18 protein-coding genes and 3 pseudogenes are annotated in these 24,278 nt (G+C 67.1%); 9 read left to right on the top strand and 12 right to left on the bottom strand.

From position 1 onward, the window contains the following. Positions 1–533 precede the first annotated feature (533 nt). Positions 534–3,461: a LamG-like jellyroll fold domain-containing protein gene (locus AB0J69_RS39320; protein WP_364128609.1), complete on the top strand. Its 2,928-nt coding sequence runs from the start codon at positions 534–536 to the stop codon at positions 3,459–3,461. 204 nt (positions 3,462–3,665) lie between these two features. Here the strand turns inward: AB0J69_RS39320 and AB0J69_RS39315 are convergent, their stop codons facing one another. Further along, the gene (locus AB0J69_RS39315) at positions 3,666–4,784 is read right to left on the bottom strand and encodes a hypothetical protein (protein ID WP_364128528.1); all 1,119 of its coding nucleotides are present in this window, start codon (positions 4,782–4,784) and stop codon (positions 3,666–3,668) included. A 1,111-nt stretch (positions 4,785–5,895) separates the two neighbouring features. Here AB0J69_RS39315 and AB0J69_RS39310 point away from each other — a divergent pair. Both AB0J69_RS39310 and AB0J69_RS39305 read left to right on the top strand, forming a co-directional pair. Further along, on the top strand, positions 5,896–6,165 hold the full coding sequence (locus AB0J69_RS39310) for a DUF262 domain-containing protein (protein WP_364128607.1): 270 nt from the start codon (positions 5,896–5,898) through the stop codon (positions 6,163–6,165). Beyond that, the gene (locus AB0J69_RS39305) at positions 6,078–6,587 is read left to right on the top strand and encodes a DUF262 domain-containing protein (RefSeq protein WP_364128604.1); all 510 of its coding nucleotides are present in this window, start codon (positions 6,078–6,080) and stop codon (positions 6,585–6,587) included. The genes AB0J69_RS39310 and AB0J69_RS39305 overlap by 88 nt, the downstream gene beginning before the upstream one ends. Before the next feature lie 277 nt (positions 6,588–6,864). On the opposite strand, the gene AB0J69_RS39300 is transcribed toward AB0J69_RS39305, so the two are convergent. From AB0J69_RS39300 to AB0J69_RS39290, 3 genes are all read right to left on the bottom strand, one after another. Then, a complete protein-coding gene (locus tag AB0J69_RS39300; protein WP_364128525.1) occupies positions 6,865–8,349 on the bottom strand; it encodes an ATP-binding protein in 1,485 nt (494 codons plus the stop codon). Between the two features lie 1,800 nt (positions 8,350–10,149). Beyond that, entirely contained in the window at positions 10,150–11,820 is a 1,671-nt protein-coding gene (locus tag AB0J69_RS39295) for a hypothetical protein (RefSeq protein WP_364128523.1), read from the bottom strand. 633 nt (positions 11,821–12,453) lie between these two features. Continuing rightward, complete coding sequence (locus tag AB0J69_RS39290; protein ID WP_364128520.1) at positions 12,454–13,260, bottom strand: TIGR03619 family F420-dependent LLM class oxidoreductase; 807 nt, start codon at positions 13,258–13,260, stop codon at positions 12,454–12,456. A gap of 90 nt (positions 13,261–13,350) precedes the next feature. Here AB0J69_RS39290 and AB0J69_RS39285 point away from each other — a divergent pair, with 90 nt between their 5' ends. Further along, positions 13,351–13,506 carry a hypothetical protein gene (locus AB0J69_RS39285; protein WP_364128517.1) on the top strand — a complete coding sequence of 52 codons (156 nt, stop codon included), beginning with the start codon at positions 13,351–13,353 and terminating at the stop codon, positions 13,504–13,506. A 302-nt stretch (positions 13,507–13,808) separates the two neighbouring features. On the opposite strand, the gene AB0J69_RS39280 is transcribed toward AB0J69_RS39285, so the two are convergent. Next, positions 13,809–14,507 (bottom strand): SDR family NAD(P)-dependent oxidoreductase, encoded by a 699-nt coding sequence (locus tag AB0J69_RS39280; protein ID WP_364128514.1) that lies wholly within the window; start codon positions 14,505–14,507, stop codon positions 13,809–13,811. A gap of 310 nt (positions 14,508–14,817) precedes the next feature. Between AB0J69_RS39280 and AB0J69_RS39275 the strand changes: the two are divergent. Next, a pseudogene (locus tag AB0J69_RS39275) lies at positions 14,818–14,943 on the top strand (transcriptional regulator); the annotation flags it as partial. 1,094 nt (positions 14,944–16,037) lie between these two features. Here AB0J69_RS39275 and AB0J69_RS39270 read toward each other — a convergent pair. The 3 genes and pseudogenes from AB0J69_RS39270 to AB0J69_RS39260 all read right to left on the bottom strand — a co-directional run. Next, complete coding sequence (locus AB0J69_RS39270; RefSeq protein WP_364128511.1) at positions 16,038–16,445, bottom strand: thioredoxin domain-containing protein; 408 nt, start codon at positions 16,443–16,445, stop codon at positions 16,038–16,040. Positions 16,446–16,680: 235 nt separating this feature from the next. Beyond that, positions 16,681–17,465, bottom strand: a pseudogene (locus AB0J69_RS39265) (Na+/H+ antiporter NhaA); the annotation flags it as partial. Between the two features lie 91 nt (positions 17,466–17,556). Continuing rightward, positions 17,557–17,784: pseudogene (locus AB0J69_RS39260) on the bottom strand (Na+/H+ antiporter NhaA); the annotation flags it as partial. Between the two features lie 334 nt (positions 17,785–18,118). Between AB0J69_RS39260 and AB0J69_RS39255 the strand changes: the two are divergent. Together AB0J69_RS39255 and AB0J69_RS39250 are read left to right on the top strand one after the other, a co-directional pair. Then, the gene (locus AB0J69_RS39255) at positions 18,119–19,063 is read left to right on the top strand and encodes an NADP-dependent oxidoreductase (RefSeq protein WP_364128508.1); all 945 of its coding nucleotides are present in this window, start codon (positions 18,119–18,121) and stop codon (positions 19,061–19,063) included. A 30-nt stretch (positions 19,064–19,093) separates the two neighbouring features. Beyond that, positions 19,094–19,507, top strand: a complete 414-nt coding sequence (locus tag AB0J69_RS39250; RefSeq protein ID WP_364128601.1) for a GNAT family N-acetyltransferase — start codon at positions 19,094–19,096, stop codon at positions 19,505–19,507. A gap of 831 nt (positions 19,508–20,338) precedes the next feature. Here AB0J69_RS39250 and AB0J69_RS39245 read toward each other — a convergent pair. Together AB0J69_RS39245 and AB0J69_RS39240 are read right to left on the bottom strand one after the other, a co-directional pair. After that, positions 20,339–20,761 (bottom strand): DUF5709 domain-containing protein, encoded by a 423-nt coding sequence (locus AB0J69_RS39245; protein ID WP_364128505.1) that lies wholly within the window; start codon positions 20,759–20,761, stop codon positions 20,339–20,341. Positions 20,762–21,335: 574 nt separating this feature from the next. After that, positions 21,336–21,704: a GNAT family N-acetyltransferase gene (locus AB0J69_RS39240; RefSeq protein WP_364128502.1), complete on the bottom strand. Its 369-nt coding sequence runs from the start codon at positions 21,702–21,704 to the stop codon at positions 21,336–21,338. A 195-nt stretch (positions 21,705–21,899) separates the two neighbouring features. Between AB0J69_RS39240 and AB0J69_RS39235 the strand changes: the two genes are divergently transcribed. Next, complete coding sequence (locus tag AB0J69_RS39235; protein WP_364128499.1) at positions 21,900–22,250, top strand: GNAT family N-acetyltransferase; 351 nt, start codon at positions 21,900–21,902, stop codon at positions 22,248–22,250. A gap of 4 nt (positions 22,251–22,254) precedes the next feature. After that, on the top strand, positions 22,255–22,872 hold the full coding sequence (locus AB0J69_RS39230) for a GNAT family N-acetyltransferase (RefSeq protein WP_364128496.1): 618 nt from the start codon (positions 22,255–22,257) through the stop codon (positions 22,870–22,872). Positions 22,873–23,054: 182 nt separating this feature from the next. On the opposite strand, the gene AB0J69_RS39225 is transcribed toward AB0J69_RS39230, so the two are convergent. Further along, positions 23,055–23,681: a TetR/AcrR family transcriptional regulator gene (locus AB0J69_RS39225; protein ID WP_364128598.1), complete on the bottom strand. Its 627-nt coding sequence runs from the start codon at positions 23,679–23,681 to the stop codon at positions 23,055–23,057. A gap of 26 nt (positions 23,682–23,707) precedes the next feature. Then, the gene (locus AB0J69_RS39220; RefSeq protein WP_364128494.1) at positions 23,708–24,157 is read right to left on the bottom strand and encodes a hypothetical protein; all 450 of its coding nucleotides are present in this window, start codon (positions 24,155–24,157) and stop codon (positions 23,708–23,710) included. Between the last annotated feature and the right edge of the window lie 121 nt (positions 24,158–24,278).

The following is a 24,278-nucleotide window of genomic DNA, read 5'->3' as shown; positions in this document are numbered from 1 at the left end:
CAGGGCTACGACGCCGACGGCAACGGAACCGTCAGCTGGAGTGCCGTGGGTACGGAGCGGGTCACCGCCCGGTTCGACGGCAAGGCGTACGGCCCTGCGCCGGGGGAGAGTGGCGCAACGTCGAAAGCCTCAACGGCTGCAAGAATTCGCAGTTCGGCGCTGATTTCAACGCCGACGGAATCGGCGACATCTTCTCCGAGACCGCCGGCACACTGAACCTCTGGAAAGGCGAGGGCGACAACGAATTCGGCCCCGCCACCGCCATCGGCCCGGACTGGACCCCCTCCGCTCACCAGCGAGCGGCGCGTCATTCTCGCCGCGGCGCTGAGGACGCTCTGGAGGCGCTGATCGCCTTGTATGGCGAGCGTCCCTCCGTACCGCCACCTCCGTTGCCCGACTCTCCCCGGCGCGGCCTGCGCCCTCCTTCAGCGGCCGAGCCGTGAAACCGGCGTGTAACCGGATCTTCCTAGGTTGGGAGGGCCGGGACGGATGGGCTGGTCAGGGGTGGGGACAGGATGCTCCGAGTGGTGGTCATGGTCGTTGCGCTGATCATGGGGCTCGTCGCGGGCCTTCCGGCGACGGGGGAGATCCGCGGGGGAGGCCGCGTGGCGGTGGCCGGAGGCGTGGCGCCGCCCGACGACGAATCCTCCGCGATGCAGCGGGCCAGAGAGCTCGGGCAGCCAGTGGAGATCATGTCGAGGCGGACCTCCACGACACAGGTCTTCGCCGAGCCGGACGGCACCCAGCGCATGGTCGCCTCGGCGCTGCCGACGTTCGCGCTGAAGGGCTCGTCCTGGGTGGACATCGACACGGCGCTGGAGCCGCAGGCCGACGGCACGGTGGCGCCCGCCGCGGCCGACCTCGACCTGGCCTTCTCCGGGGGCGGCGCCGGGCCGCTGGTACGGGCCGCCAGGGACGGCGTGTCGGTCGCGTACACGTGGCCGGCGCCGCTGCCCGTGCCCACGCTGAGCGGAGCGACCGCGACCTACGCCGACGTGCTGCCCGGCGTGGACCTGAAACTCACCGCAGGACCCGATGGCTTCTCCCAGGTGCTCGTGCTGCGGCGACCGGTACCGGACCTGGCCGAGATCCGTCTCGGCACCCAGGTGACCGGAGGCACGCTGCAGATAGACAAGGAGGGGAACATCACCGTGCTCGACGGCGCCGGTGGCGTCGCGATGCACGGCAACGCGCCGCAGATGTGGGACTCGTCAGGCGCGGCCACCGAGACCGGCGACCGTCTCTTCGGGCCGCGGACCGGGGACGCGACGGCTGCGGTCGCCGCGCGCCTGGAGGGGGCCACCCTCGTACTGACTCCCGATCAGGAGTTCCTGAGCACGCCCGGCCTGACCTTCCCCGTGTACATCGACCCTCCCATGCACGGTGCCGGCCGGGCCGCCTTCGCCTTCGTCTCGCGGCACTTCAGCGGCACCCGGTACTACGGCAGCCGCGACGTGGCCAGGGTCGGCTACTACAACGACCCGAACGTGCCCTACGGCCCCGTCCAGGACACCTACCGGTCCTTTTTCCGGATGAACACCGCCGCGGTCAACGGCAAGCACATCATCAAGGCGACCTTCCGTACGTACGAGGTGCACTCCTGGTCGTGCTCGGCGCGGCCGGTGGAGTTGTGGCACACCGGCGCGATCGGCACGGGCACCACCTGGAACGCGCAGCCGAGCTGGAAGTCCCGGGTCGCCACCGTCAACGTGGCCAAGGGCTACGGCTCCAGTTGCGACGAAGGCGGGGTCGACTTCAACGCCACCTCGATCGTGGCCACGGCGGCCGGTGGCAGGTGGCCGAACCTCACCCTGGGCCTGCGCGCCTCCAGCGAGAGCGACAAGTTCGGCTGGAAGAAGTTCCGCAACAACCCGGTTCTGGAGATCACCTACAACACCAAGCCGAACGTGCCCGACCAGCGCTCCGCGATGGTGGGCGCCAGCCAGGGGGTGCCGTGCGCCACGGGGACGGCGGCACCGTACGTCACCACGCCGACGCCCACGCTCCGGGCCCGGGTCAGCGACCTCGACGGCGCGAGGGGCCAGACGGTCCGCGCGCACTTCGAGTGGTTCACCACCAACGGCGCCAAGCTGGGTGAGCGCTACACGACCTACGTCGCCAGCGGCACGCCGGTGACCGCCCCGATCCCGGCCGGCGTGTTGGCGGACGGGGCCAAGGTCTCCTGGCGGGTACGCGGCCAGGACGGCACCGCCACCAGCGGCACCAGCGACTGGTCGCCGTGGTGCGACCTGATCGTGGACACGAGCAGCCCGTCGAAGTCGCCGTCCGTCACCTCCGCCGACTACCCGGAGACGCCCGAGGGCGGCGATCCTGTCCCCGCCGGCGGTGTCGGCGTCATGGGCACCTTCACCTTCCGCCCGGACCCGGCCGACAAGGACGTGGGCGCCTTCCTGTACGTCCTCAACGACGACGAGCCGGGCACCGCGACGGCCGTGCCGGTGACCGCCGACGGCAGTGCGGTGATCAAGGCGACACCGTCACGGAACCTGCTCAACACCCTGTACGTGTGGAGTCGCGACAAGGCGGGCCACCTCGGCCCGTACAAGCGCTACGAGTTCAGCGTGCGCTCGGCGGCGGCCCCGCTGGCCCACTGGAAGCTGGACGAGAGCACGGGCGAGGTCGCGAACGACTCCTCCGGCAACGGCCACCACGCCACCCGGGTCGCGGCCCCGGTGGCCGCCGACGGACCGGCCTGGATCAAGGGCTGGGACAGGGGCGCGGCGCGGATGAGCAAGGGGGGCCGCTTCCATTCGCAGGCAGCCGGGCTGATCCGCACCGACCGCAACTTCAGCGTCGCGGCGTGGGTGCGGCTCACGGACAAGGCGAACAACCGGATCGTGCTGAGCGTGGACGGCGCCCACCGCGACGGCTTCCACCTGATGTACAACGCGACGTTCGACCGGTGGGCGATGGTCATGGCCTCCGCGGACACCGCCGAGCCGGTCACCTACCACATGGCCCGCTCCGACGGGCCGCCCGCGCTGAACAACTGGACCCGCCTCGTGGGCACCTTCGACGCGGCCACCGGCAAGATCGGCCTGTACGTGGACGGCCGCCCGCAGGCGATAACCGGGACGCACTCCGCCCCGTGGAACGCGACGGGCGTGCTCAACATCGGCAGGGGGAAGAACCCTGACGTCCCGTGGTGGGGCGAGGTGGACGACGTCCGCGTCTACAACCGGATGGTCTATCCCACCGAGGTCGCGACGCTCGCCAACCGGCCGGTCGTGGCGGAGGGCCACTGGAGGTTCGACGAGCCGAGTGGCCGCACCGCCCTCGACTCCTCGGGCCGGGGCCGCCACGCCGAGTTCAACGGCACGGTGATCCGTTACGACGGGTGGCTGGGCGGCATGGTGCGCACCGGGCTGCCCAACACCGCTCCCGCCGGCGAGGCGGGCACCGCGGCCGTGCTGACCGGGTACGTCCACGAATCGGTATGAGCGGTGCTGATGATCCGCTTGCAGATGGCGTTCATGCTTTGAGCATTGCAATCGGCGCGCAGGTTGCCCCCGCCTATGACATGGTCTGCTCCAGGTTGCCGCGTATCTGGAGCAGGCCATGTCATGGGAGCAACCTTCGACGAATTCAGTGCTGGTTTGCTATTTCACTGGCGCCATGTCCGAGGTCGGCATGCTTTCTGGGTGCTACAGCAGCCGTTCGTTTAGGGTGGCTGCTTCTTCTCGGGCCGCGGTGAGGAATGCTCGGCGGAGTTGTTGGTGTGAATTCTCGGCGTTTGCGGGGGAGGGGTGTTGGGGGTTGGTGTGCTGATAGAGGTGCCAGCAGGTGTGGATGCCGTGGAGCAGGTTGTCGAGGAGGTCGGAGGCGGGTCGGGCGGGGTCTAGCGAGGTGAGGGGAAGGTACACGCTGTCGGGGCTGAGGTCGAGTTCGGAGTGGTCGGCCTGGGCCCTCCCGATGAGGTGCTGGGCGGCCGTGATGCGCTGTTGGACTTCGAGGATGCCGCGTAGGTGGCCGTCGGCGACGTGGAGGGCGTTGCGGATGAGGGGCATGACCACGTGCCGGGCGCGGGCGCCGGCGTCCATGGCTGTGGTGATGTCGGTGAGACTTTCGAGGGCAAGGGGTTTGTCGTGCTGTTCGGCGCTAGCGACCACCTGGATCGGGTGCAGGCCGGTGTGCTGGGCGGTGATGGTGACGGCGGCGTAGAACCAGTGGGCGGCGGCGATGGCGGCGGCGGTGGGATCGACCTGCGTGAACAGGTCCTGGCTGCCGAAGGGGTTGTCGTGCAGCAGGCGGTCGGCTTGGGAGATCTGCAGAGGTGAGGCGTCTTCGCGGCTGAGGGCGACGGCTTGCTGGGCGCGTTCGGACAGGTCGCCGCGTTCGGCCTGTTCGATGGCGGCCAGTTCGGCGGCGACATCGGTACTGACGTGGGTGGTGAGCTGAGAGGTGTCGAGTACGCGCAGGGTACGGGCGACGGCGTGGGCGGCTTGCTCGACCTTGGTACCGATGGGCTGGTCGGCGGGGCGGGTGGCGGCGATCAGGGGCAGGATCTTGGTGAAGGCGTCGCGTTCCTGTTGCCGGTGCCAGCCGAGGCTGTGGGGGTTGTGCCGGTCGGCGGCGGTGGCGGGGTGGGTGTAGGAGCGCCAGCAGACGTGCGACAGGCGAGTCAGGTCGGCGGCGAGCTGGCGGGTGTCGTGGTGGAGCTGGTCGTGGGTCAGCCGGGCCACGATGGTGGCGGTGTCGCCGATGCCGGTGCTCCACTGGGCGAGAAGCGTGTTGTGGGCACGGTCGATGGCATACCGAGTCACGAAGACCTCTTCAAGGAAAGGGAGGACCAGAGAATGAGAGCTCTGCTCGGGGCAGTTTCTGGCCATGCCCAGGATGCTGGATCCGCCGCTCACGTGAAGCCTTTTTGACATTGTCACGAGTCCCTGATGGGCGCTTTTGCGGCGAGACACGGCATAATTCCTTCTCCTGCGCCGGTTACGATGCGGTATGGCATGGCACCGTCGGCTTGGGCGCCGCGATGGCATACCGCTTCGCAAAGACGGGTGTACCCCGCTTCAAAGTCGTCGCGGGGCGCTCGACCTGCAGGGGGTGAGACCTGATGCGGCGGACATGCCGACGATCCTGCGGCACGACCTATGGCGAGGAGCGGTAACGAAGCGTTGGCGTCGCGTACGAACTCAAGGTGGTGCAGCGCACGCTGAGACATGCCAGGATCGTGCTGACCGCTGACGCCCACGTCTCGGTGCTGCCGCACCTGTATCAGGGCACACCGTGGCAACGATCAGATGGCGCGGCTACAACCTCGTGTGAAGCCGCAGGTCGGCGTGGTCGGGAAGGTGGGACTTGCACCCGCGACCCACGGATTATGAGGCTCTATCGGTGTTGGTTGCCCTGCGGGCAGGATTTTCCGTGCCACTGTGTCGGCCTCTGATGCCGCGTTCCGTCCCGTGCCGTGGACGTGCGAGCAACCACCGAACAACCGCACCACTCTTACCTACAGTAGTGCCGTTATGCGTAGAATGTGGGTATTCCCTTGAGTAATGTAGCCGCTGCGCCACATGAGGCGCAGCGGCTAGCGAACGGAAATGAGCAGCCATTGAGCAATCTGCGATCGCCCTTACGAGATCAAAGGAGTTGTCTGCGTTGTCCGACCAGCTACGACACTGCCGGTTGTCAACCTCCGCGACGGTCCAAGTGCCTGCCATGAGCTCCTGAGTGAGCGAAGCGGGGGGTACTAATCGAGGGCATCTGTCTGTCTGATTGTTGCAGGCGCTCGCTGCTGTACGGCGCCGTTGTATCGTGCAAGTGCTGCTGTCTACCATCAAAGCGGACTTTGCAGTTATCCCACGGTGCATCGTAAGTGGTGCGTCTTTGAGATACATCGATTGCACGGGCAGTGAACGGCACGGCATGAAGGCGAACGAAACCACCCTTCGTAAGCTCATTCAGGGCGACCAACAATTACTGGTCCCCCTTCACCAGCGTCAATACACCTGGGAACGTCCGCAGCTCACGCAACTTTGGTCCGATATCACCGCCCAGGTCGACGTGCTGGCCGAGCAACGGTACGGTGCACCAAGCCACTTCTTGGGATCGGTGGTCCTCGCTCCGGGGCCAGAGCTGGCACCGAGTCGTCCCAATGGATCATCGTGGATGGACAACAGCGTCTCACCACCCTGATGCTCGCGCTCTGCGCGATCCGGGACCACCTGATGGCTGATGAGGATCCCACAGCTCTGGAACGCATCAACGAGCTGCACCTGATCAACAAGTTCCAGCAGGGAGAGTCGCGCTACCGGCTCCTGCCCACCCAAGCGGACCGAACGGCGTTCAAGGCTTGCGTGGATGGCACGCGGGAGGGCAAGTCCGACAGGTTGATCGGCAACGCCTACCAATTCTTCCGCGGGATGTTGAAGGAGTTCGACGATCCAGCAGACCGTCATGACATCGCGCGCGTGGAGCCGGTGCTGCTGGACCGCCTCAACCTCGTGCAGATCATGGTGGAGAAGGACGGCAACACGTTCCGTATCTTCGAGTCGATCAACAATACGGGCATGCGGCTCTCGACCGCTGGCGCAACCTCCGCCAGGCGATCAGAGTGAGGATCCGTCCGGAAACCCCCTTCGAGGCGACCGAGGCCATCCAAGGTCTCAACATCAGCCCTGACTTATTCCATCGTGACAAGATGCGTCGTTTTCCGAAGAGACTGAACGGAGACAAAGAGAAGATTCATTTCGCTCGTTCAGTCATATGCGCTGATATCACCGCGTTCGATCGCCTGCTACACACGCTTGCGACGGAGTGATCCAATCCTGCGGGCCGGAAATCAGCACATCGTCCAAGGGGCAGAATCAGTTCCGATCGAAACTCGGACACCCGTCACACGCGCAGGACGGTGACCTGGCGGCCGGACGGTGTAGTCGCCTGGTCGAAGCCGCCGCGCTCCTTCCATGACGGGGCTTCGGGGCGGCGGTCGAAGATGACCAGGACGCCGGTGGTAAGGGTGAGGCGGTCGAGGTAGCGGTCGAGCTGGGCCAGACCCTCGGGTTTGGGGTCGTCTGCGCTGGGTCGCCACACCTTCAGTTCCATGGCCTCGCGTTGCATCAGCCGTTCACCGTCGGGGCCGCTGTAGGGCCAGCGAACGAGCACGTCCAGGCGTTTGGTGCCGGCGGCGTACTCACGGTCAAGGTAGCCGCCCCCGTTTACCAGGCGGTGGAGGAAGGCCATGAGGATGATCTGGCAGGCGGCTTCGTGGTAGCCCTCCTGCTGGATGAGGACTTCGCCGTGTTCGCGCCAGAACACGACGAACTCCTGCAGCAGGCGGGGCAGGTCGAACCGGCCGTCGGGGAGGACGAAGCTGTGCGGGTCGGCGTGGATGTTCTGTTCCGTCAGGTCGCCCAGCACCCGCAGGATGACTTCCCGATAGATGGGGTTGGCCACTTGCGGTGGGGGTTTCTGGGTGATCAGGCCCAGGTCGCGAGCGTAGGCCAGGTCGTCGGTGTTGTGGCGGTCGGTGTAGGGGCCGCCGGCCACGATCGGTTCCATCACCCGTTTGACCCGGGGCTCGTGCAGCCGGGCCGCCAGGGAGTCCAGGTGGGTGGCGCGCGCCCGGATCAGCCGCTCTTTCGCGTCCTCCACCTGCCCGGTGGTGATGGTGCCGGTCACCTTCATCTTGAAGGTGATCTCGTGGGCGAGGGCGTTGACCAGCCAGGGTTGTCCCTGGGTCAGCTCGAAGACCTGGTCCACGGCGTCTTTGGTGAACTCCTGGCCGGTCGCCTGGGTGTGCTGGTCGTAGAGCTCGGCGATCTGGTCGGCGGTGAAGTCGCTCAGGCGCAGGGAGTCAGCAAGGATGTTGAACGGGCTGGCCGGGCTGAACCGCGCGGGGTCGCCGCCCGAGGCGACCTTGTAGTCGCGCAGGTCGCGCAACCCGCACAGCACCACCGAGGCAGGAAACGGATGTCCCTTGTGCCGCGCGTTGTGGCCGTCGCGGAGCTGGCTGAGGATGCTGACCAGGCTGGCGCCCTGCAGGGCATCGATCTCGTCGAGGAACAGCACGACCCGGCGCGGGCAGCGGTCGCACCACTCACGCAGTGCCGCGCCGAACCGGCTGCCCGGAGTGGCCTGCGGCCAGGGATCCGGCGGCAGCAGCTCGTCCGGCCATCCCGACCACTGCACGGCGTCGCCGAGGGAATCGAGCAGCAGCGACTCCGCTGCGGCGTAGTCGTCGCCGGCCGCCTTGGCACGCTCGCAGGAGAACGACAGGGCGGCGATGTCACCCTCGGCGGTCAGCTCGGAGGCCAGGGTGTCCAGGACGGTCGTCTTGCCGGTCTGCCGGGGCGCGTGCAGCACGAAGTAGCGGTCCATCTCGATCAGTGCGCGCGCCTCGGGAAGCCGTGGTGTGGGGGGCAGCATGTAGTGGAGCCGCGGATCGCAGGGGCCGGTGGTATTGAAATACTTCGCTCCGGGTGGTGGCACGGTCGCATTCTGCCACCATTCTGATCGGAGTGCCTGGAGCAAGGGACCAAGGCGGCTGCAGGCCGTCAAGCGGGGCAGAGCCGGTCAGGCCGCTGGGCGGCTGTGCTCCCATGCGGTGGTGAAGAGCAATGATGCGTAGTCGTACATAAGCCCTGGTCGGTGCGCGCCGAATCCACCGCCGCCCTGGTCAACACCGCAGCCGCAGGCGCCCAGACCGCCCGGCTGATCACCCTGCGGACCACACCCGAGACACCACCACCTGAACCACCGAGCCCAGGCAGGCCCGCCGACCCTTCGGCGGGCCTGCCTGATGCCCTCAGTGGCTGTCACACAGGTGACGCAAGGCCGATCGATCCTGAACCTGCGCGATGCACGGGCCAAGCAGCTCGCTGCGAGAAGCAGCGGATCTTCAATCTGCTGGTCAGAAATGCCTGGTGAGCAGGACGAGCTGGATTGGACAAGGGTTGATCTCACGTGAGGCCGCCGTTGACCGACGAGGGGCCCTTGCAGGCCTTCTGGTTTGATCTTCTGATGGTCGTCTCTGAGGTCTGAGCTGACGATGGCGTCTAAATGATCTACCGCTATACACAGTCTGTATACAGGTGCAACCACCGAGCAATCAACCATGATCAACAACGCGTCCGAGGTTGGCGAGATCCGAGAAATCCCAGGTCGAACCAGGTATTGAAGAGTAGGGCGGGTGGGACTTGAACCCACGACCCACGGATTATGAGTGGGTTCCCTCGGTGGCGTTCAGTGTCACGGAGTGCTAGTTGTTACCGCTGTGGCCGGAATTTTACCGCCGTCGTGTCAGGTAGTGGCGATTGATGCCGCGCCGTATCACGTACACGCGAGCAATCACCGAGCAACCATGCGCCCTTGACCATCGCCATCATGTGCCGTTTGCTCACCAGGTTGCCGCTCGTCGGCCGTCAGCGGGTGGCCTGACTTCAGTGTTCTCGCTGACTCCTCACCGAGCCACCGTGCGTGGGGGTCAGTCCACATAAGCCCAACCCCACGATGAAATGATCTTGAGGGGTGCTGCTTCTGGTCGCAGGAGCACCGTTCAACCAAGGCGGTCTACGGACCGGTGCGAACGTAGCCCAGGTGGTGGGCGTCCCACTGCTGTTCCCGACGCTGCTGGTGCCGCTACTGCGCTGGCGATCGTCCATCTGCGGCTGTCAAGCGAACTGGCTGGTCACCCGCTTGGAGGTCTGTCAGGCGCATTAGGCAAGTCGTTCCGCATGCCGGGCATGGCAGGGGCTGACGCGAAAGACTTTCGTGCGCGTGCAGGGGTGGTCGGTCGGCCAAGGCATGTTGCCAGCGCTGACGGCACGGCGGGCTGCGGTGGCGGACGGTCGCGCTGGCCCCTTCATGACGCGCATGGACCTCGCCCCAACCTTGCAGGACATGCTGTCCGCATCGGTCGCCGGCACCCTGGCCTGCGCTGTCGCGCTCTGAGAAGGCGTCCGAGGCCGACGCCCTCGAACGGGCCGGCGTCACGGTGTCCGACTGCTGGGCCGACCCCAACGAGCCCCCGCGAACTGACCATCCGACCGGAGCACGCGCCCGGCGACTACTACGAAGTGCACGTCGTGGCGAGAGACCCAAGCGGGCTGAGTTCCGTGGTGCGGCGTGCCCAACGACATGGGTGACGGCGATTCGGATCGCCGTCACCCCGTCGGGAGGTTACGCGGGGGGCTGGGGGACGACGACCACGTGGGTGGCCTTCGCCGGCTCGATTGACGAGTTCCCCGCCAGCTGGATGACGTACGTGTGCTTGCCGGCCGTTGTCGGCGTGTCAGCGAAGCTGAACGACCCGTCGGCAGCGGCAGTCATCTTGGCCAGGACTTTCGAGGTAGTGCCATCGGGGTTGGAGACGTTACGTACGACGGTGACAATGGTGAGCGGGAAGGTGATGCCGTCGGCGGCGAACGTTCCGTTGAATTCGAGTCGCTCGCCGACGACGCCGGTGGCCGGGCCGGTCACCGTGAGCACCGGCTGGTACAGGCCCACCTCGACGATGGCCGAGGCGCCGCTGCCCCTGAACCATGAGTTGCCCGGCCAGTACAACCGATATTCGTACGACCCCCATTTCGGTGCGGTATCGGTGAACTGGTACGTGCCGTCCGCCTCCGTGGTGACTTCCTGGAAGGGCCGGGAGGTGCCGTCGGGGAGCCAGCGGTACAGCTCGAGCGTCTGCACGCCGGGCAGCGCGCCGGTGCTCAGCGTGAGCCGCCCGTTGAAGGTCAGCTGCTTGAGCGCGGTCGCCTCGGAGGGAGTCGTCATGGTGAGGGTGGAGGCGTGGTAGGGCGAATGCGGCAGCCGCCAGAGGTGCATCCGCCCGGTGTCAGGCTCCTTCAGCACCGCGTAGGTGAGTACGCCGTAGAAGGCGATGCTGCCCGCCACCAGCGCCTTCCCCTGGTGGTCGGCCGAGTAGATCACCTCCGCCGTGGCCGGGTCGTACACCACGAGCTCCGCCGCGTCACCCGCGGAGGAGTTCCAGCCGCCCACGACGTAGGCGCCGTTCGGGCTGGCCGCGACGGCGGTGGGGAGGCCGTGCTCGCTCAGCTCGCCGCTGTCGTAGGCGCGTGTCTTGGCGTTGGTCGTCGTGTCCCAGGCGTCGAACCGGTGGGTGTCGGCCAGCGCCGACAGCGCCGCTGACCCGTAGCCGGCGAGGGCGAGGTCCCGCAGGGACGTGTCAGCGCGGATCTCACCACGCGGGGTGGCCGGGGTGGTGCTGACGTCATACACCCTGATCGAGGCGGGGTCGGCTCCTGGCTCTCCCGCCACCAGAGTGCTCCCGGCGACGGCGACCAGCGGAGGCTGCGTCGTGCCTGGCCCGACCGGGACGAGGGTGGGTGTCGGCCTCCACAGCTCGAGGGCGACGACGCCTCCTTCCCCCGCTTGGCCGCACCCGTATCCGACCCACAGCCGCTCGTACGACTGGGCCAGCGTGGACGGGCACGGGTAGGTGGTGAGGTCGATCCGCTTGGTGATGGCCAGCGTTCCGATGTCGATCTCGATCACTTCATGCGAATCGCGCAGCGCCGCGTACACCTTCCTGCCGTTGTCCGCCACGGACAGGGCCACGGCACCGGACAGGCCGCTGATCGTGTCGATGAGCGCGCCGTCGCTTTTGGTGACCACGATCCGATCGTCGGCGGCGACGAAGATTTTGCCGCTCTGCCCCACCACGTCGCCGCCCCTGTCGGCGGCGACGCCGAGGTCGGTGACGGTGTCGGCGGCCGAGGCGGCGGGTGCCTGAGCGACCAGCAGGACCGCTGCCAGGATCAGGGACCCAGCCAGGGCGACTAATCGGTGGGAAAGAGGAGCACGGCCAGAGCTTGAGAGGCGCACATGCACTCCATTCTGAAGGGCGATTGTCGAACGTATGTTCGCACATTGGATCATCGTCGTCCAGAACGGCCTCGGGAAGGTGGTCCCATCGCCCGCCGCCCCAGGCGGACCTCGTACGGGCGTCGCCGACAAGGTCCTGACCGCGATGGGTACGGTGTGGGTCGGGTGCCATCCGAGGTCCATCGTTGTCGTCGGCGCGGTGTCGCCTCCGGAGCACATGCCTGCAAGGCCGGCCAACATGTCTTACGTGCCTACTTTGGCCTGCTGGGCGGCGCAGGCGCCCGAGGTCCTGGCGGCGCCTTGCTGTGGTGGCCCGCCCGGGCCACAGCTGATCGGCTTGGGCATGGACCCCGGCGACGGCGGCGCCGACCAGGCCGACCACCACACCTGGAACCTTCGCCGCGGGCGGGCTCGCGGGGCAGTTGCGTATCTTGCGTATGAGACGGCGCGACGACGACGCCGTGGTTCGAGTACTGGCTCGCGACGCCGGACGAACTCGCAGCCGCCGTCGCCGAGTCGGCGTGAACCCTGGAGGCTCTGGAGCGCGACCCGGCAGGCCCCGGCTACATCGCCCGCCTGCGCTGCTGAATGCTCCCGCGGACGCCAAGGTGCCGCGCCCGCACCGCAGGTGCTTCACGCGGGCGGGCCCGCCTTCACGCGCTGTACCAGCCGTTCCACCGACCCCCGATAGCCGTGGAGGTGCTCCAGCCACCACGTGGCGCCCGCCTCGGCGTAGGCCCGCACCGGCGAGCCCGGCTCGCTCACTCCGATGACCGCCACGTCGAGATCGCCTGCGGTGGCCCGGTGTCGGCGCAGCTCGCTGACCTGAGCGGCCAGGGAGTCGGGCGAGAGCGTCATGCGGCCCTCCTGGTCGTCGCCGGCGACGATCCAGCCATCCCAGCGGGCGGCCCGCCGAAGGGCGCCCGCGGCCGTGCCGCCGACCCACACCGGGACCCGGGGCCGCTGGAACGGCAGGGGTGCGAGCCGCACCCCGTCCACGGTGTAATGAGGGCCCCGGTGATGGACCTCGTCACCGGACCAGAGCGAGGTCATCACGTCGAGTGCCTCATCAAGCACCGCCCCGCCGGGACGCGCTGAGCCGAAGGCGGTGAACTCCTCCCTCACGCCGCCCAGCCCGGCTCCCAAGATCACGCGGCCGCCGCTCAGCCTGTCGAGCGTCGCCACGGTCTGGGCCAGGATCTCCGGGCGGTGCCGGGCCACGGCCGTCACCGCCGTGCCCAGCCTGATACGCGAGGTCGCCTGGGCCGCAGCGGCCAGGGCCACCCACGGGTCCGCCGACGGTGTGCCCCAGGCGAAGGCCAGATGATCCCACACCAGCACGGCGTCCCATCCGGCCGCCTCGGCCTCCCGGGCTAGAGTGACCAGGCGCGCCGGCTCCGCGAGCTCATCGAGGATCGCGACATCGATGCCGTAACGCATGCCCACACCCAAGCACCCGGCACCGACAGTTCCGTCATCAGACTTGACCTCAGCGATGACACCGCCATCACGCCCGCGGCCACGATGCAGGTGAGCGAGCCGGTGGCAGCCCTCCTGCCGGACCTGTCCGAGCAGGACGGGCAAGCCCGCGCCGACCTGATCAACCAGTTCTCGCAGCAGGAAACCGACCCTGAGCGGCAGCTGACGGCCTGGGAGGCGCCCGAAACCCTGGGTCCCCTGGTCTGACAAGATCAGTTGCGTGTCTCAGCTGCAGCACCGAATGGCCGCCCTTGTCGACGAAGCCGGCTACCACCGTGATGAGCCGATCGTGGCCGGCATGTAGCACGGCGGTCGGGGCGTCCCAGCAGGATGATCCGCTCGGTGTTCGCACAAGCCCGAAGCTCATCCCTCACGAGCGGGACCCCGCATGTCTCACACGCGGACTTGACCAGGAGATCTCTGGCCACCTGCCGGGGTGGTTGTCTCGCTTCCCATAGGAACACCACGGCTCACGACCGGCTGCGACACCACAGGGTGTCAGATCTGACTCAGACGGGCTGGCCGACCGGCCGGATGGTCAGGGTGTTGAGGTCGACGTCGGCCGGCTGGCCGAGGGCGAAGCAGATGGCCTCGGCGACGGGCTCGGGGGACAGGGCGAAGGGCGGGACGCCGCCTTGCCAGAAGGCGGTGTCGGTCATGCCGGGGTTGACGAGGGTGACGCCGACGCCGCGGCTGGTGGCGTACATCCGCAGGTTCTCGGCCATGCCGGTGACGGCCCACTTGGTGGCGGAGTAGAGGTTGGCGGGGCTGTTCTTCAGGCCGGCAACGCTGCCGATGAGCACCAGTCGCCCGCCCGTGGTCTCGAGGTGGGGCAGGGCGGCGTTGGCCAGCAGGGCGGGGCCGAGGACGTTGGTGAGGACCATGGGCGCCCACAGTTCCGGATCGCCGTCGGCGATGGTGCGCGGGTGGTCGGCGGGGATGAAGCCGGCGTTGGCCACCGCGGCGTGCAAGGCGCCGAAGTGTGCCACGGTGCGGGTCACGGCAGCTTGGGTGGCCGGCCAGTCGGCGGCGTCGGCGATGATGCCGAGCAGCCGGTCGGGGCGGCCGGTCTCGTCGAGGAAGGACTTGAGTTTGGTCTCGTCGCGGCCGGTGACGGCCACGCGGTGGCCGCGGTCGAGGAGCAATCGTGCGGTGTGGGCGCCGATGCCGCTGGTCGCGCCGGTGATCAGTACGGTCTTGCCGGTCATGGTCATACTCCTGGGTGTTGGAGGTCCTGTTGGTGCATCGCAGGAGGGCTTCGACGGTGATGGGCGGGCCGATCACCACGACACGAGCTGGTCGGACAGGGTCCGTCTCCGTATCGCAGGTCGCGTTCTCCCCGCTGATCCCAGGAAACCCGCCCGGCCGCGCACGAGGCAGAGCGCGTTTATAGGGGGACAAGCTCAACCCCTCTACCACCGCCACTTGCGCGAACCCTGCGGTTACCGTGGAAGGCATGGACGACCGGCCCGGCAATCGCTCCCAGATCCGGGATTCCTCGCCACCCGGCGCGCGAAGCTGACCCCGGAGCAGGTCGGGGTGCCCGCCAGCGGCCGGCGCCGGGTCCCCGGGCTGCGCCGCGAGGAAGTCGCGGTGCTGGCCGATGTGAGCACCGAGTGGTACACGCAGCTGGAGAAGGGTCACATCAGCGGAGGAGACCACGCGCCTGCCGTCGAGCAGCACGGTGCAGCCGCCGCACTGACCGTGGTCGCAGCCCTTCTTCGGGCCCGTGTCGCCGAGGTCCTCACGCAACGTGTCGAGGGGTGTACGCGGTTGTCCACGTTCAGCCGATGCGTCACATCGTTGACTCGCAACGAGAGCTCGCTGCGCATGTCGTTCGTCATGGTCTGTCCTTCGTCGGCGGGAACGTCAGAGGGAACTACGAAACCAGTCCCACGAAGGCGGCAGGCACCCAGAACTCGCGCGTCCTTGCCCGATCCTGCCCGAGCCCGGATCCTGCCCGAGCCTGGATCGGACCCGCTGCGTCCGGTCAATTCCGAGCAGGACAGCCGTTCTCCCGGCGATGCTGCTCATGAGCGCTGGGAGTGCCGATCAGGTAGACGCACTCCGGCTGGACGGCCACGTCCCCGATGTCGGGGACTTTCAGAATGGCGATGTTCCGGCCGGCGCCCACCTTGGACTGCTTGAAATCAATGCGTCCGGTAAACCCCGTCGAAAGGCTTGTCCCGCAGCGCCTGGGCCACGGCCGAAGGATGCGGCTCGACCGCGCCCTGCGTGAGTATGAGGAGTTCTACAACGAGCATCGAGCCCATCAAGCCTTGGCTCAGGCGAGTCCGTTACGCGCCGTTCCGGATCTCATCACTGATCCGGGCAGGATTCTCACCGTCAACGTACGCCGGCAAGACCGGCTTGGCGGAGTCCTCCACGAATACTCACATGCCGCTTGAACCGCATGGATGGGTTTTCGGCAGGCGCACTGCTCCTCGACGAGGACCACCGGGAGTGGCTCGAGCGCGCCGCCAGTCTCTCAAGGCCGGGACGAGTTTCGCCGGCGCCCGCCTCTACGGAGAGGACGCCGTCGCCGGGACTCGCCGGTCGACGGCGCCGAGATCCCGCCGCCGGACACGCGCTTCTCTGACACGTCAGTCCACCTCGGACTGCAGCCGCGCCGCCGCCTGGCGCCTGTACGGTCTCCTGGACAGAGCGCCGACACTGCGGTGCTTTCGTCGATGCGCGGTCGCCGTAGCCGCCCGTTATCCGTGGGGCAACGGCATCCGCTACTCGGCGGCGGGTGTGTCAGTCCGGGTCGTCAGCGCTCTGAGCAGCGATTGCGCGTCGTACGGGCCGACGTGCCGGCGGCCGTTGCTGAAGAGCGTCGGGACGGCGGTGATGTTCATGGCCTCGGCATCGAGTACGTCATCGCGCACTCGGCCGGTGACCTCGGCCGAGATGAGGTCCTGTTCGAACTGCTCGATGTCCAGGCCCAGGTCGTGGGCGATGTTGATGATGTCGGACGGCCGCTGGCTGTCCTGGTCGTCGAAGATCACGCGCGCGAAGTCGAAGAATCTGTCCTGTGCCGCCGCGGCCTCGGATGCCTCCGCCGCGGCGAGCGCGTCGGGGTGGATCTGCACGAGCGGGGCGTGGCGCCACACGTAGCGGAGCTGGTCCCCGAGGACGTCGCGCACCTCGAGGATGGAGCCCGACGCACTTGAGGCAGAAGCCGCACTGGAAGTCGCCGTGGTCGACGATCGTGTATGGCGCGTCCGGGTCTTCGAGCACGTGGTCGCGTGCCGGGTCGACCGGGCGCGCGAGCGTCTGACCGGAATCGTCGTCGGGGCGCACGGCATCCGAGACCCGGAAGACGATCGTCGTGAGCACGAAGGCGATGACGGATGCTGTGAGCACACCCACCCGCGCCTCGTCCTGCGCGATCTCGTCGTCGATCGCGAGGTCAACGATGAACAGCGAGATGGTGAATCCGATCCTGCACAGCGCGGCACCGCCGAGGATGCGGTCGAGGGTGAGTCCCGCTCCGAACTCGCCGAGCCTCAGGTGCCGGAGGAACGCGCTCGATCCGAAGACGCCGAGGAGCTTGTCGGCGACGAGGCCCACGACGATGCCCCACGCCAGGGCGGAGCCGGCCGCGGCCGGGAGGATCTCGGGGCTCAGCCTGACACCCGCGTTGGCGAGGGCGAACATCGGAAGGATGACGTACGCGACGTACGGGGCGTAGGCCGACTGGAGCCGCTCGTTGATCGAGATGGATTCGCGCAGGCTGCTCGCGGCGGCGCGGGCGTACTCGGTGTTGGGCGACTGGCGGAAGGTGCGCGCGAGTTCCAGTGCGTGCTCGACGTCGGTGCGGTTGGGGCGATACACGGGAACGAGCAGCGCGATCGCGACACCCGCGAGGGTCGGGTGCACGCCCGAAGCGAGGAAAGCCAGCCACACCACGATCGCGAGAGATACGTACACGGGCCGCGGCCGCCGCGGAGATAGCGCGTGAAGTACACACCGACGAGCCCTGCGGCGGCGACGAGGAGCGGCAGCGGGGTGAAGTTCTCGGTGTAGACCAGCGCGATGAGGCTGAGCGCCCCGATGTCGTCGACGACCGCGAGTGCCAGCAGGAAGACACGCAGGCGCCCGGGGACGCGCGGGCCGATCAGGGCCAGGGCGCCGACGAGGAAGGCCGTGTCGGTCGAGATCACGACTCCCCACGCATGCTCGTTCCCGGAGCCCCCATGCGATGAGGACGACAAGGAGTGCGGGCACCACCAGGCCTGCGATGGCGGCGGCGACGGGCACCAGGGCACGGGACCAATCCGTCAGCTCCCCGATCGCGAACTCCCGGCGTACTTCGAGCCCGACCGTGAAGAAGAAGATCGCCAGCAGCGCGTCGTTCACCAGTGCGTGAAGCGTGAAGTCCAGACGCAGGTCGCCGACGCCGACCATCAGATGAGCCTGCCAGACTGTCTCGTACAACGCCATGGACACGTTGGCCCAGACGATCGTCGCAAGCGTCGCCATGAGGAGGAGCAGAGCGCCGATCCGGTTCTGGCCCATTGCGCCGATCCGCGCTGACTGGTCGTGTCGGTGTGCGGGGATCAGAGCAACGTCACCGATGATTGGAATTGGTGTCGACATGCGCGCTCTTGTTCTCGGGTTACGAGGGGTGGCCGGCCCAACGGAGCGGAACGTCGGCAGTCTTGCTATAACAGGACTATTTCGTCCAGAACCATCCTGCGTTCTTGCCCTAAGTCCCCACCTGATGTGGTGCATCGCGCTGGTACTGTGACGGACGATATAGTCCATAAGGTCGTTCAGAGGCTTGCGGCGAGGACTGGATGCAGGGAGGTGCCGGATGAAAGCGATCGTGGTGACGGACCGGGTCGCCGGAACGGCTGGGATGAAGCTGGTGGAGCGGCCCGAACCGCAGGCGGCTAGGCTCGCCAGCCTCTCGGGCGCGAACTACGGCGATGTCGTCGTTGAGGTTCATGCGTCCGGATTCACCTGGGATGAGCTGTCGTGGCCCTCGACCTGGACCGACCGCCTCGGCCGTGACCGGACGCCGTCGATCCCCGGCCACGAACTGGCCGGAGTGGTCAGCGCCCTCAGCTATGGCACGACGGGGCTGTCGGTGGGCCAGCGGGTGTTCGGCCTCACGGACTGGACTCGTGACGGCACGCTGGCGGAGTACGCAGTCGTCGAGGCGCGCAACCTCGCGCCGCTGCCAGGCGACGTCGACTTCGCGGTAGGCGCGAGCGTCGTGATGTCGGGGCTGACCGCGTGGCAGGGACTGTTCGAACACGGCCGCCTCCGGGCGGGGCAGAGTGTCCTTGTGAACGGTGCGGCCGGTGCAGTCGGCTCGATGGCGACGCAGCTCGCCCGCGAGGCCGGCGCCTACGTCATCGGCACCGGACGCGCCGCCGGTCGGCAGACGGCGCTCGACTTCGGCGCGCAGGAGTTCGTCGACCTCGAGAACGACGCCCTGGAAGACATCGGTGGTGTCGATCTGGTGTTTGACATCTTCGGCGGAGACATCGGGAACCGGTCCGCGGGTCTGGTTCGAGCCGGAGGGACGCTGGTGGCCATCGCGGGCCCGCCCGAGGTGCGGCCCGCCGACGGCCTGGCGGTCGACTTCGTTGTCGTGCCTGATCGCCCTCAACTGGGGGAGATCGTCCGGCGTGTCCGTGACGGACGAGTGCGGACGAACATCGGCAACATCGCAACCCTCGACGATGCCGTCGCCGCCTTCAACCCGGCCGAGCGGCCCAAGGGAAAGACCGTCATCCGCGTTCGCCCGTGAGGAGCCGGCGACGTGATCGCCGGGCGGTAGATCGGCACGGCGAGCCGCGACGGTTCGCAACCGGTCCACCCGGACGTCGGCTCGTGTGACCAAGCCCGAGCGTGGCCCTGGGAATGCTTTGCCCTCGTTGCTTGCGGATCGTACGATGCCGTGGTCGACGGACAGGTTGTCGGCATGATCGTCTACCCCACGCAGCGAGGCGATCAACGCGTGACGCTCAGCCACACGGTCGCCGAGCCTGAGTACCGCGGCCGAGGAATCGCAACCCGGCTTGTCAAACACGCCTTGGACGACCTACAAGCGCAAGACCTGAAACTCACCGACTACTGCCCCATCGTGGCGGACAACATCGCTGACCACCCTGAATACAAGGAACTCATCGACAGTCGCTTCCCCGGCCGCGCGACGGTACCCGACCGCGCACCGCGCGAACGCGCCAACTGACGGTTGAAGCGGCCCTGAGCGTCTTCGGCGACCGTGAGGTTGCTCGATGGGTGGCATCAGCCATGAACCGCCTCCGGACATGGCTGGCATCCGGTACAAGTCGCGGCGGGCCGAGCACACCGGATGAGAGCCTCAGTCGATTCCCGGCACGCCCGATGATCCTGGCCGCAAATCGAACGCGGGCGACGCCCCAGGCCCCCCTGCGATGGCCGGTTCGGCGTCACCGGCACGGCCTATGTACTCCGCCCCCGTACCGGAAGGCTGTGCCTGGCGGGCGATGCACGTGTACGGCCGGTTCTGCAGCCCTGGGCTGGCCTTCCGTCGTGGTGGACGACGACCTCCAGCGTATCCAGGTCGATCAGCGCGGCGGAGGCAGCGTTCGTGGTGACGACGACGAATCGGCGGTGCCCCTTGGCCGCCTCCTCGCGAACCGGGCGCAGCCAGGCCTTGACGGCGCTGTCTTCACCGGAGCCTCGGTCCATCGGGTCTTCACACCGTGGGCCTTGAGGACCTTGCGGCTCGGTTCCGAGCAGTGTGGTGGGGTGGGCCGCCCGCCCCGTTCACGCCGATCGGTTCGGCAAGGGCATGCCCCTCGCCGGGTCATCTCCTGGGCGGATGCCATTATCGGATGGCGCAGGCATGATGATGTACGCCCGGGTGGTGTCTCGCGAGAATGGTCTGTCCGTTGGTTCCACGCGTGAGACTGGGCTCGCCTTCGGACTTGGGTTCCAGGGGTGATCGCAACACCTGACCCTGTGGGTGTTGCCTGACCAAGGTGCGTCGGACAGGGCATCTGGAGGATGGAGCCAGAAACTGGTCCTTGAAACCCACCTACACTTCGAACTGGTCGTCGGAGACGATATGAATCGCAGCCTCCTCCGCGGAGGCGCCCGCACGGTCGATGCCGATGTCCTCGGCCCAAAGATCCGATGACGGGTCGCCGGCATCTTGGGTGGCCCAGACGAGCCGCCCTGCCCTCAGATATCCGACCTGGTCGTCGATGAGTTCGCCGTCAGTATCGGATGCATCACCGATCCCGTCACCGAACTCTTCAGCTGCGATGTCGGGAACCTCATGGGCAAGTCTCTGGCTGAAGGGTTCGTGGGTGCGAGCTTCGACGGCGGTCAGCCCCCAGGCCAGGCTTCCGATTGGGCGATCCACCGGCAGATAACCCGGGCCGTCGCCGTCCTCGCCAAGTTCCTCGTCATCGAGACTCTCCTCCGGTGGCAGCAGTCCGGGGACGTAGTCGTCCATCATTGCTCCTATGAGTGGGTCGGCTGGGTTGGGCAACGTGAGCCCGCGGGTGTCCTCGAGAAGCGGGCCGCTGTCGGGTACGTGCGCTTTCCGCAGGAGGGTCGAGTCCGTCCTGGCATCGTAGCACCTTTGAGAGCAGAAATGGACTATTTAGACCATTATCTGAGACCCGATCGGATCGCTGGTCAAGGACTCGGCCGCGTACGGCCGCAGGCGGCCCAGGGGCGAAGGCAGTGAGCAACGCTGGCGCGGAGCTTGGCCGTGCTTGGGTGGCCGGGTCGTGGCTGCGTCGTTGCACGCTCAGCAGGCGTCGGTTGGCGTCAGGCGATCTCCCGTAGCGCGAAAAGATCGGCCATTGCCGAGGGGCGCTGTGGGTGGGATCGCTCGTGGTGAAGGGATGGTCAGCAGACACGTGCCCGCCGCAGGCGCGGTGACGTTGCTCAGCGTCCTCGCACCGCTCTGGTGCAGGAGAGCACGCGTGCCTGGCTCGGCCGCGTAGCTGGAGTGCCGGGGCGGCCAGGGATTGGCGTGACCAAGTGCTCGTTCGAGGGCTCTGCTGAGGGGCTTGGTGGTCTCAGCTGCCGGCCTTCGTGCGCACCGACTCGGCGGCAGCGCGATCGGAATAGCCTGGGTGTCGGGCGTCGATCAGATCGGTATGGGCGGTCGTTCGTGAAAGGTAGTCGGCGACAAAGGGGCAGATAGCGGTGATCGTGCCCTCGCGGGCGCGGATCTCGTCGAGCACTTGCCGCACCATTGCGCTCGCCACGCCCTGGTGCCGATGGCTCGACTCCACCTCGGTGTGCAGTAGGGCGTACCGGTTGGGCTTCAGGTGGGTGTAGTAGAGCCAGCCGACCAGATCGCGGTCGCGGTGAAGCTCAAACCGCCCTTGATCGGTGTTGTCGATCAGCACCTCGGTCACCGATATCTGTTCTTCGCCGCTCATCGGCTCACCCTTCCAGCGTGGAGGTACACCGCGCCCTCGTGCACGCCTGCCATCCGGACTATCCAATCCACGTCTGACGTCCATCTGCAGCCAACATACACATAAGTACCATATATTTGGACTATAAGGTCCCGTTTTTCTCTGGTTAGGGTTGCTCGGGGCCACCACCGATGACGAACGACGCGAGAAGAGGACATGGAGCCATCACCAGCCGCCCTTGAGGTACGCAAGGACGAGACAATTCCCCTCCGCGAGGCGCTGTCCGATGGCGGGGTCGTCGGTACCCTGGCTTACGAGACGACCAACGGGCGGATCACGATCGCCCACCTGTACGTGGACCCGGACCAACGGCATCGGGGCATCGCCTCCGCCTTGGCCCGTCATGCCTTGGAAGACCTGAGTCAGAGTCGAGCCGTGGTTGGCATCCACTGCGGGTTTGCCGTCGACTACGTTCAGACCCATCCCGAAGGGAACGACATCGTCGACATCGGCCGCCCAGCCTTCGCTGCCACCCGTACCACGCGAAACACGAACAGCGGGCGCTGACGTCATGGACGATCCGCACGTCACCATCGAGCCTGAGCGCATCGTCACCCCGACCCTCATCTTGCGTTCCTGGTCCGCCGAGGATGCCCAGTGGGCGTTCGAGATCTACGGGGACCCGAGAATTGCCAGGGCCATCGGCAGACGGCGGCCTGTGCGTGATCTCGCCGAGATGCGGGAGTTGTTGGGAGACTGGGATCTGCGGTCGTCACGGAGTCCTGTGCCACAGGGCCTGTGGGCAGTGGAGGCGGCCGATGACGGCCGGCTCCTCGGCGGCGCGACCCTGCTTCCCTTCAGCCCGCGCGATCCCCAGCTTGTGATGGGGTGGCATCTGCGGCCCGAAGCCCGTGGCCATGGCGTGGCCGGCCAGATCGGCCATGCTCTGGCACACCAGGCATTTCTTGCCGCCGACGTCGAGGAGGTCTTCGTCGCGGCGCTGGTGCAGAACGCCGGCAGCCTCGCCGTTGCCAAGCGTCTCGGAATGACCGCCGTCGATGACTTCAACTGGGTACACGACGGCGTGAGGCTCGAGGTGCTGCGGATGGGCCGGGCGGACCTCCACAAGATCCGGCCCGGGATCTCGCTGGACCACTCCTATGACCCGGACGGGCTGGACGACTGGTGAGCTTGACGACGGTGCCCGACGCCCTCTCGAAATATGATCGATGGCCGGGCCAACGGGTGACTCGTCCCGGCATGCAGCGCAACCGATTAGAGGGACCGTGAGGGGCCACGGCACCGGATTGCTCGGCCGGCAAGCTCAAGGAGAGGGCGCCCCGCTCCGGGATCGCATGCCGCCAACGTGGCTCAACCGGCAGACAGGCTCTCGATGTACGCCAGCGCCATGTCGATGGAGGTCGCCATCGGTGTGACATCGCGCGCGGTCTGGGCCAGCATGTATCCGCCCTGGAGGGCAGCCATGAGCCCGGTCGCGAGTTGGTCGATCGGCGCCTCGGCCGGAAGTGTGCCCTTGTCCTGAAGCCTGCGCAACACGCCTGCCAGGAGTTCCTGCCATTCGCTGAAAAGTTGGGACAAGGCCTGGCGCGCGAGCTCGTCCTGATCGGAGACCTCGGAGGCCAGCGTGCCGAGCGCACAGCCATAGGCGCCATGCCGTAGGGCGTTGCTCTGTACCAGCGCATCCCGCCAGCGTCGCAGGCCTGGGATCGTCGAGACATGGCCGAGGGCATCGCGCTCACGCTGGATGACGCGTTCTCCCACGTGATCGATGACGGCTCGCACGAGCGGTTCCTTGCCGTCGAAGTGGTGGTACAGCTGCGACTTGCTCACTCCACTCGCTGCGAGCACGTCGTCGAGCGTGGTATCCCCGACTCCTTTTACGTACATCAGGTCGGCCGCTGCGGCGACGATCCTTGCCCGCGTCTTTGCGCCGCGCGCCGTCAGGCGTCTGCCAGTGTGCGAGTCAGCGGTCGTCATCACGCATTCATGTTACTGATATCGGACTACTCGTTCCCCGTCCTTGCAGGGCTGTCATCCTCGGCTCCTGCAAAGGGCGCGAGCGCGATGTCGAGCGCGGCGTTGAGCGGCCAAGGGTCTTGTGCGATCTGGCTCAGGGTGCTGCCTCCATGAAGCGCTGCAAGGATCAGCACGGCGGTTTTCTGGACGTCGATATCCGCTCTCGAGGTCTGCGCGGAAGAGCAGGGCGAGCCCCCTGCGGTGCCGGACTGGAGCAACCGGTCCAACATCTCTGCGATGAGCTCGCACCAGCGATCGAGCAAATCGGCCCGCTCGGGCACATCACCCGATTGTCGTAGCGCCAACACGTACGGTGATTGCGGGGTCATGAGCTCCTTGACGACGCGGCGACGCCAGCTGGCCAGCTTTGCCCGGTCGGTGACGCCAGACAGAGAAGCGCTTTCGCGGGCCAAGACTTCCGCGAAGTGTGTCGTCATCAATCCCTCCCGGCCAGTCGAAACCGCTCACACATTCTGCCATGAGATGGGACTAAATAGTCCAACTAGAGGTGCGTGGGGTGCAGGCATACATGGCCTCAACACCGTTACGGACGTTGGT

The sequence above is a fragment of the Nonomuraea sp. NPDC049709 genome (genome assembly GCF_040674815.1).
Taxonomy (GTDB): domain Bacteria; phylum Actinomycetota; class Actinomycetes; order Streptosporangiales; family Streptosporangiaceae; genus Nonomuraea.
This window is presented reverse-complemented; position numbering and strand designations above follow the sequence as displayed.

Bases quoted from the DNA above. Each gene is read 5' to 3' on its own strand.
- AB0J69_RS39320 (WP_364128609.1), top strand. From the start codon at position 534: ATGGTCGTTGCGCTGATCATGGGGCTCGTCGCGGGCCTTCCGGCGACG.
- AB0J69_RS39310 (WP_364128607.1), top strand. From the start codon at position 5,896: ATGAAGGCGAACGAAACCACCCTTCGTAAGCTCATTCAGGGCGACCAA.
- AB0J69_RS39300 (WP_364128525.1), bottom strand. From the start codon at position 8,349: ATGGACCGCTACTTCGTGCTGCACGCGCCCCGGCAGACCGGCAAGACG.
- AB0J69_RS39290 (WP_364128520.1), bottom strand. From the start codon at position 13,260: ATGCGTTACGGCATCGATGTCGCGATCCTCGATGAGCTCGCGGAGCCG.
- AB0J69_RS39280 (WP_364128514.1), bottom strand. From the start codon at position 14,507: ATGACCGGCAAGACCGTACTGATCACCGGCGCGACCAGCGGCATCGGC.
- AB0J69_RS39255 (WP_364128508.1), top strand. From the start codon at position 18,119: ATGAAAGCGATCGTGGTGACGGACCGGGTCGCCGGAACGGCTGGGATG.
- AB0J69_RS39245 (WP_364128505.1), bottom strand. From the start codon at position 20,761: ATGGACGACTACGTCCCCGGACTGCTGCCACCGGAGGAGAGTCTCGAT.
- AB0J69_RS39240 (WP_364128502.1), bottom strand. From the start codon at position 21,704: ATGAGCGGCGAAGAACAGATATCGGTGACCGAGGTGCTGATCGACAAC.
- AB0J69_RS39235 (WP_364128499.1), top strand. From the start codon at position 21,900: ATGGAGCCATCACCAGCCGCCCTTGAGGTACGCAAGGACGAGACAATT.
- AB0J69_RS39230 (WP_364128496.1), top strand. From the start codon at position 22,255: ATGGACGATCCGCACGTCACCATCGAGCCTGAGCGCATCGTCACCCCG.
- AB0J69_RS39225 (WP_364128598.1), bottom strand. From the start codon at position 23,681: ATGACGACCGCTGACTCGCACACTGGCAGACGCCTGACGGCGCGCGGC.
- AB0J69_RS39220 (WP_364128494.1), bottom strand. From the start codon at position 24,157: ATGACGACACACTTCGCGGAAGTCTTGGCCCGCGAAAGCGCTTCTCTG.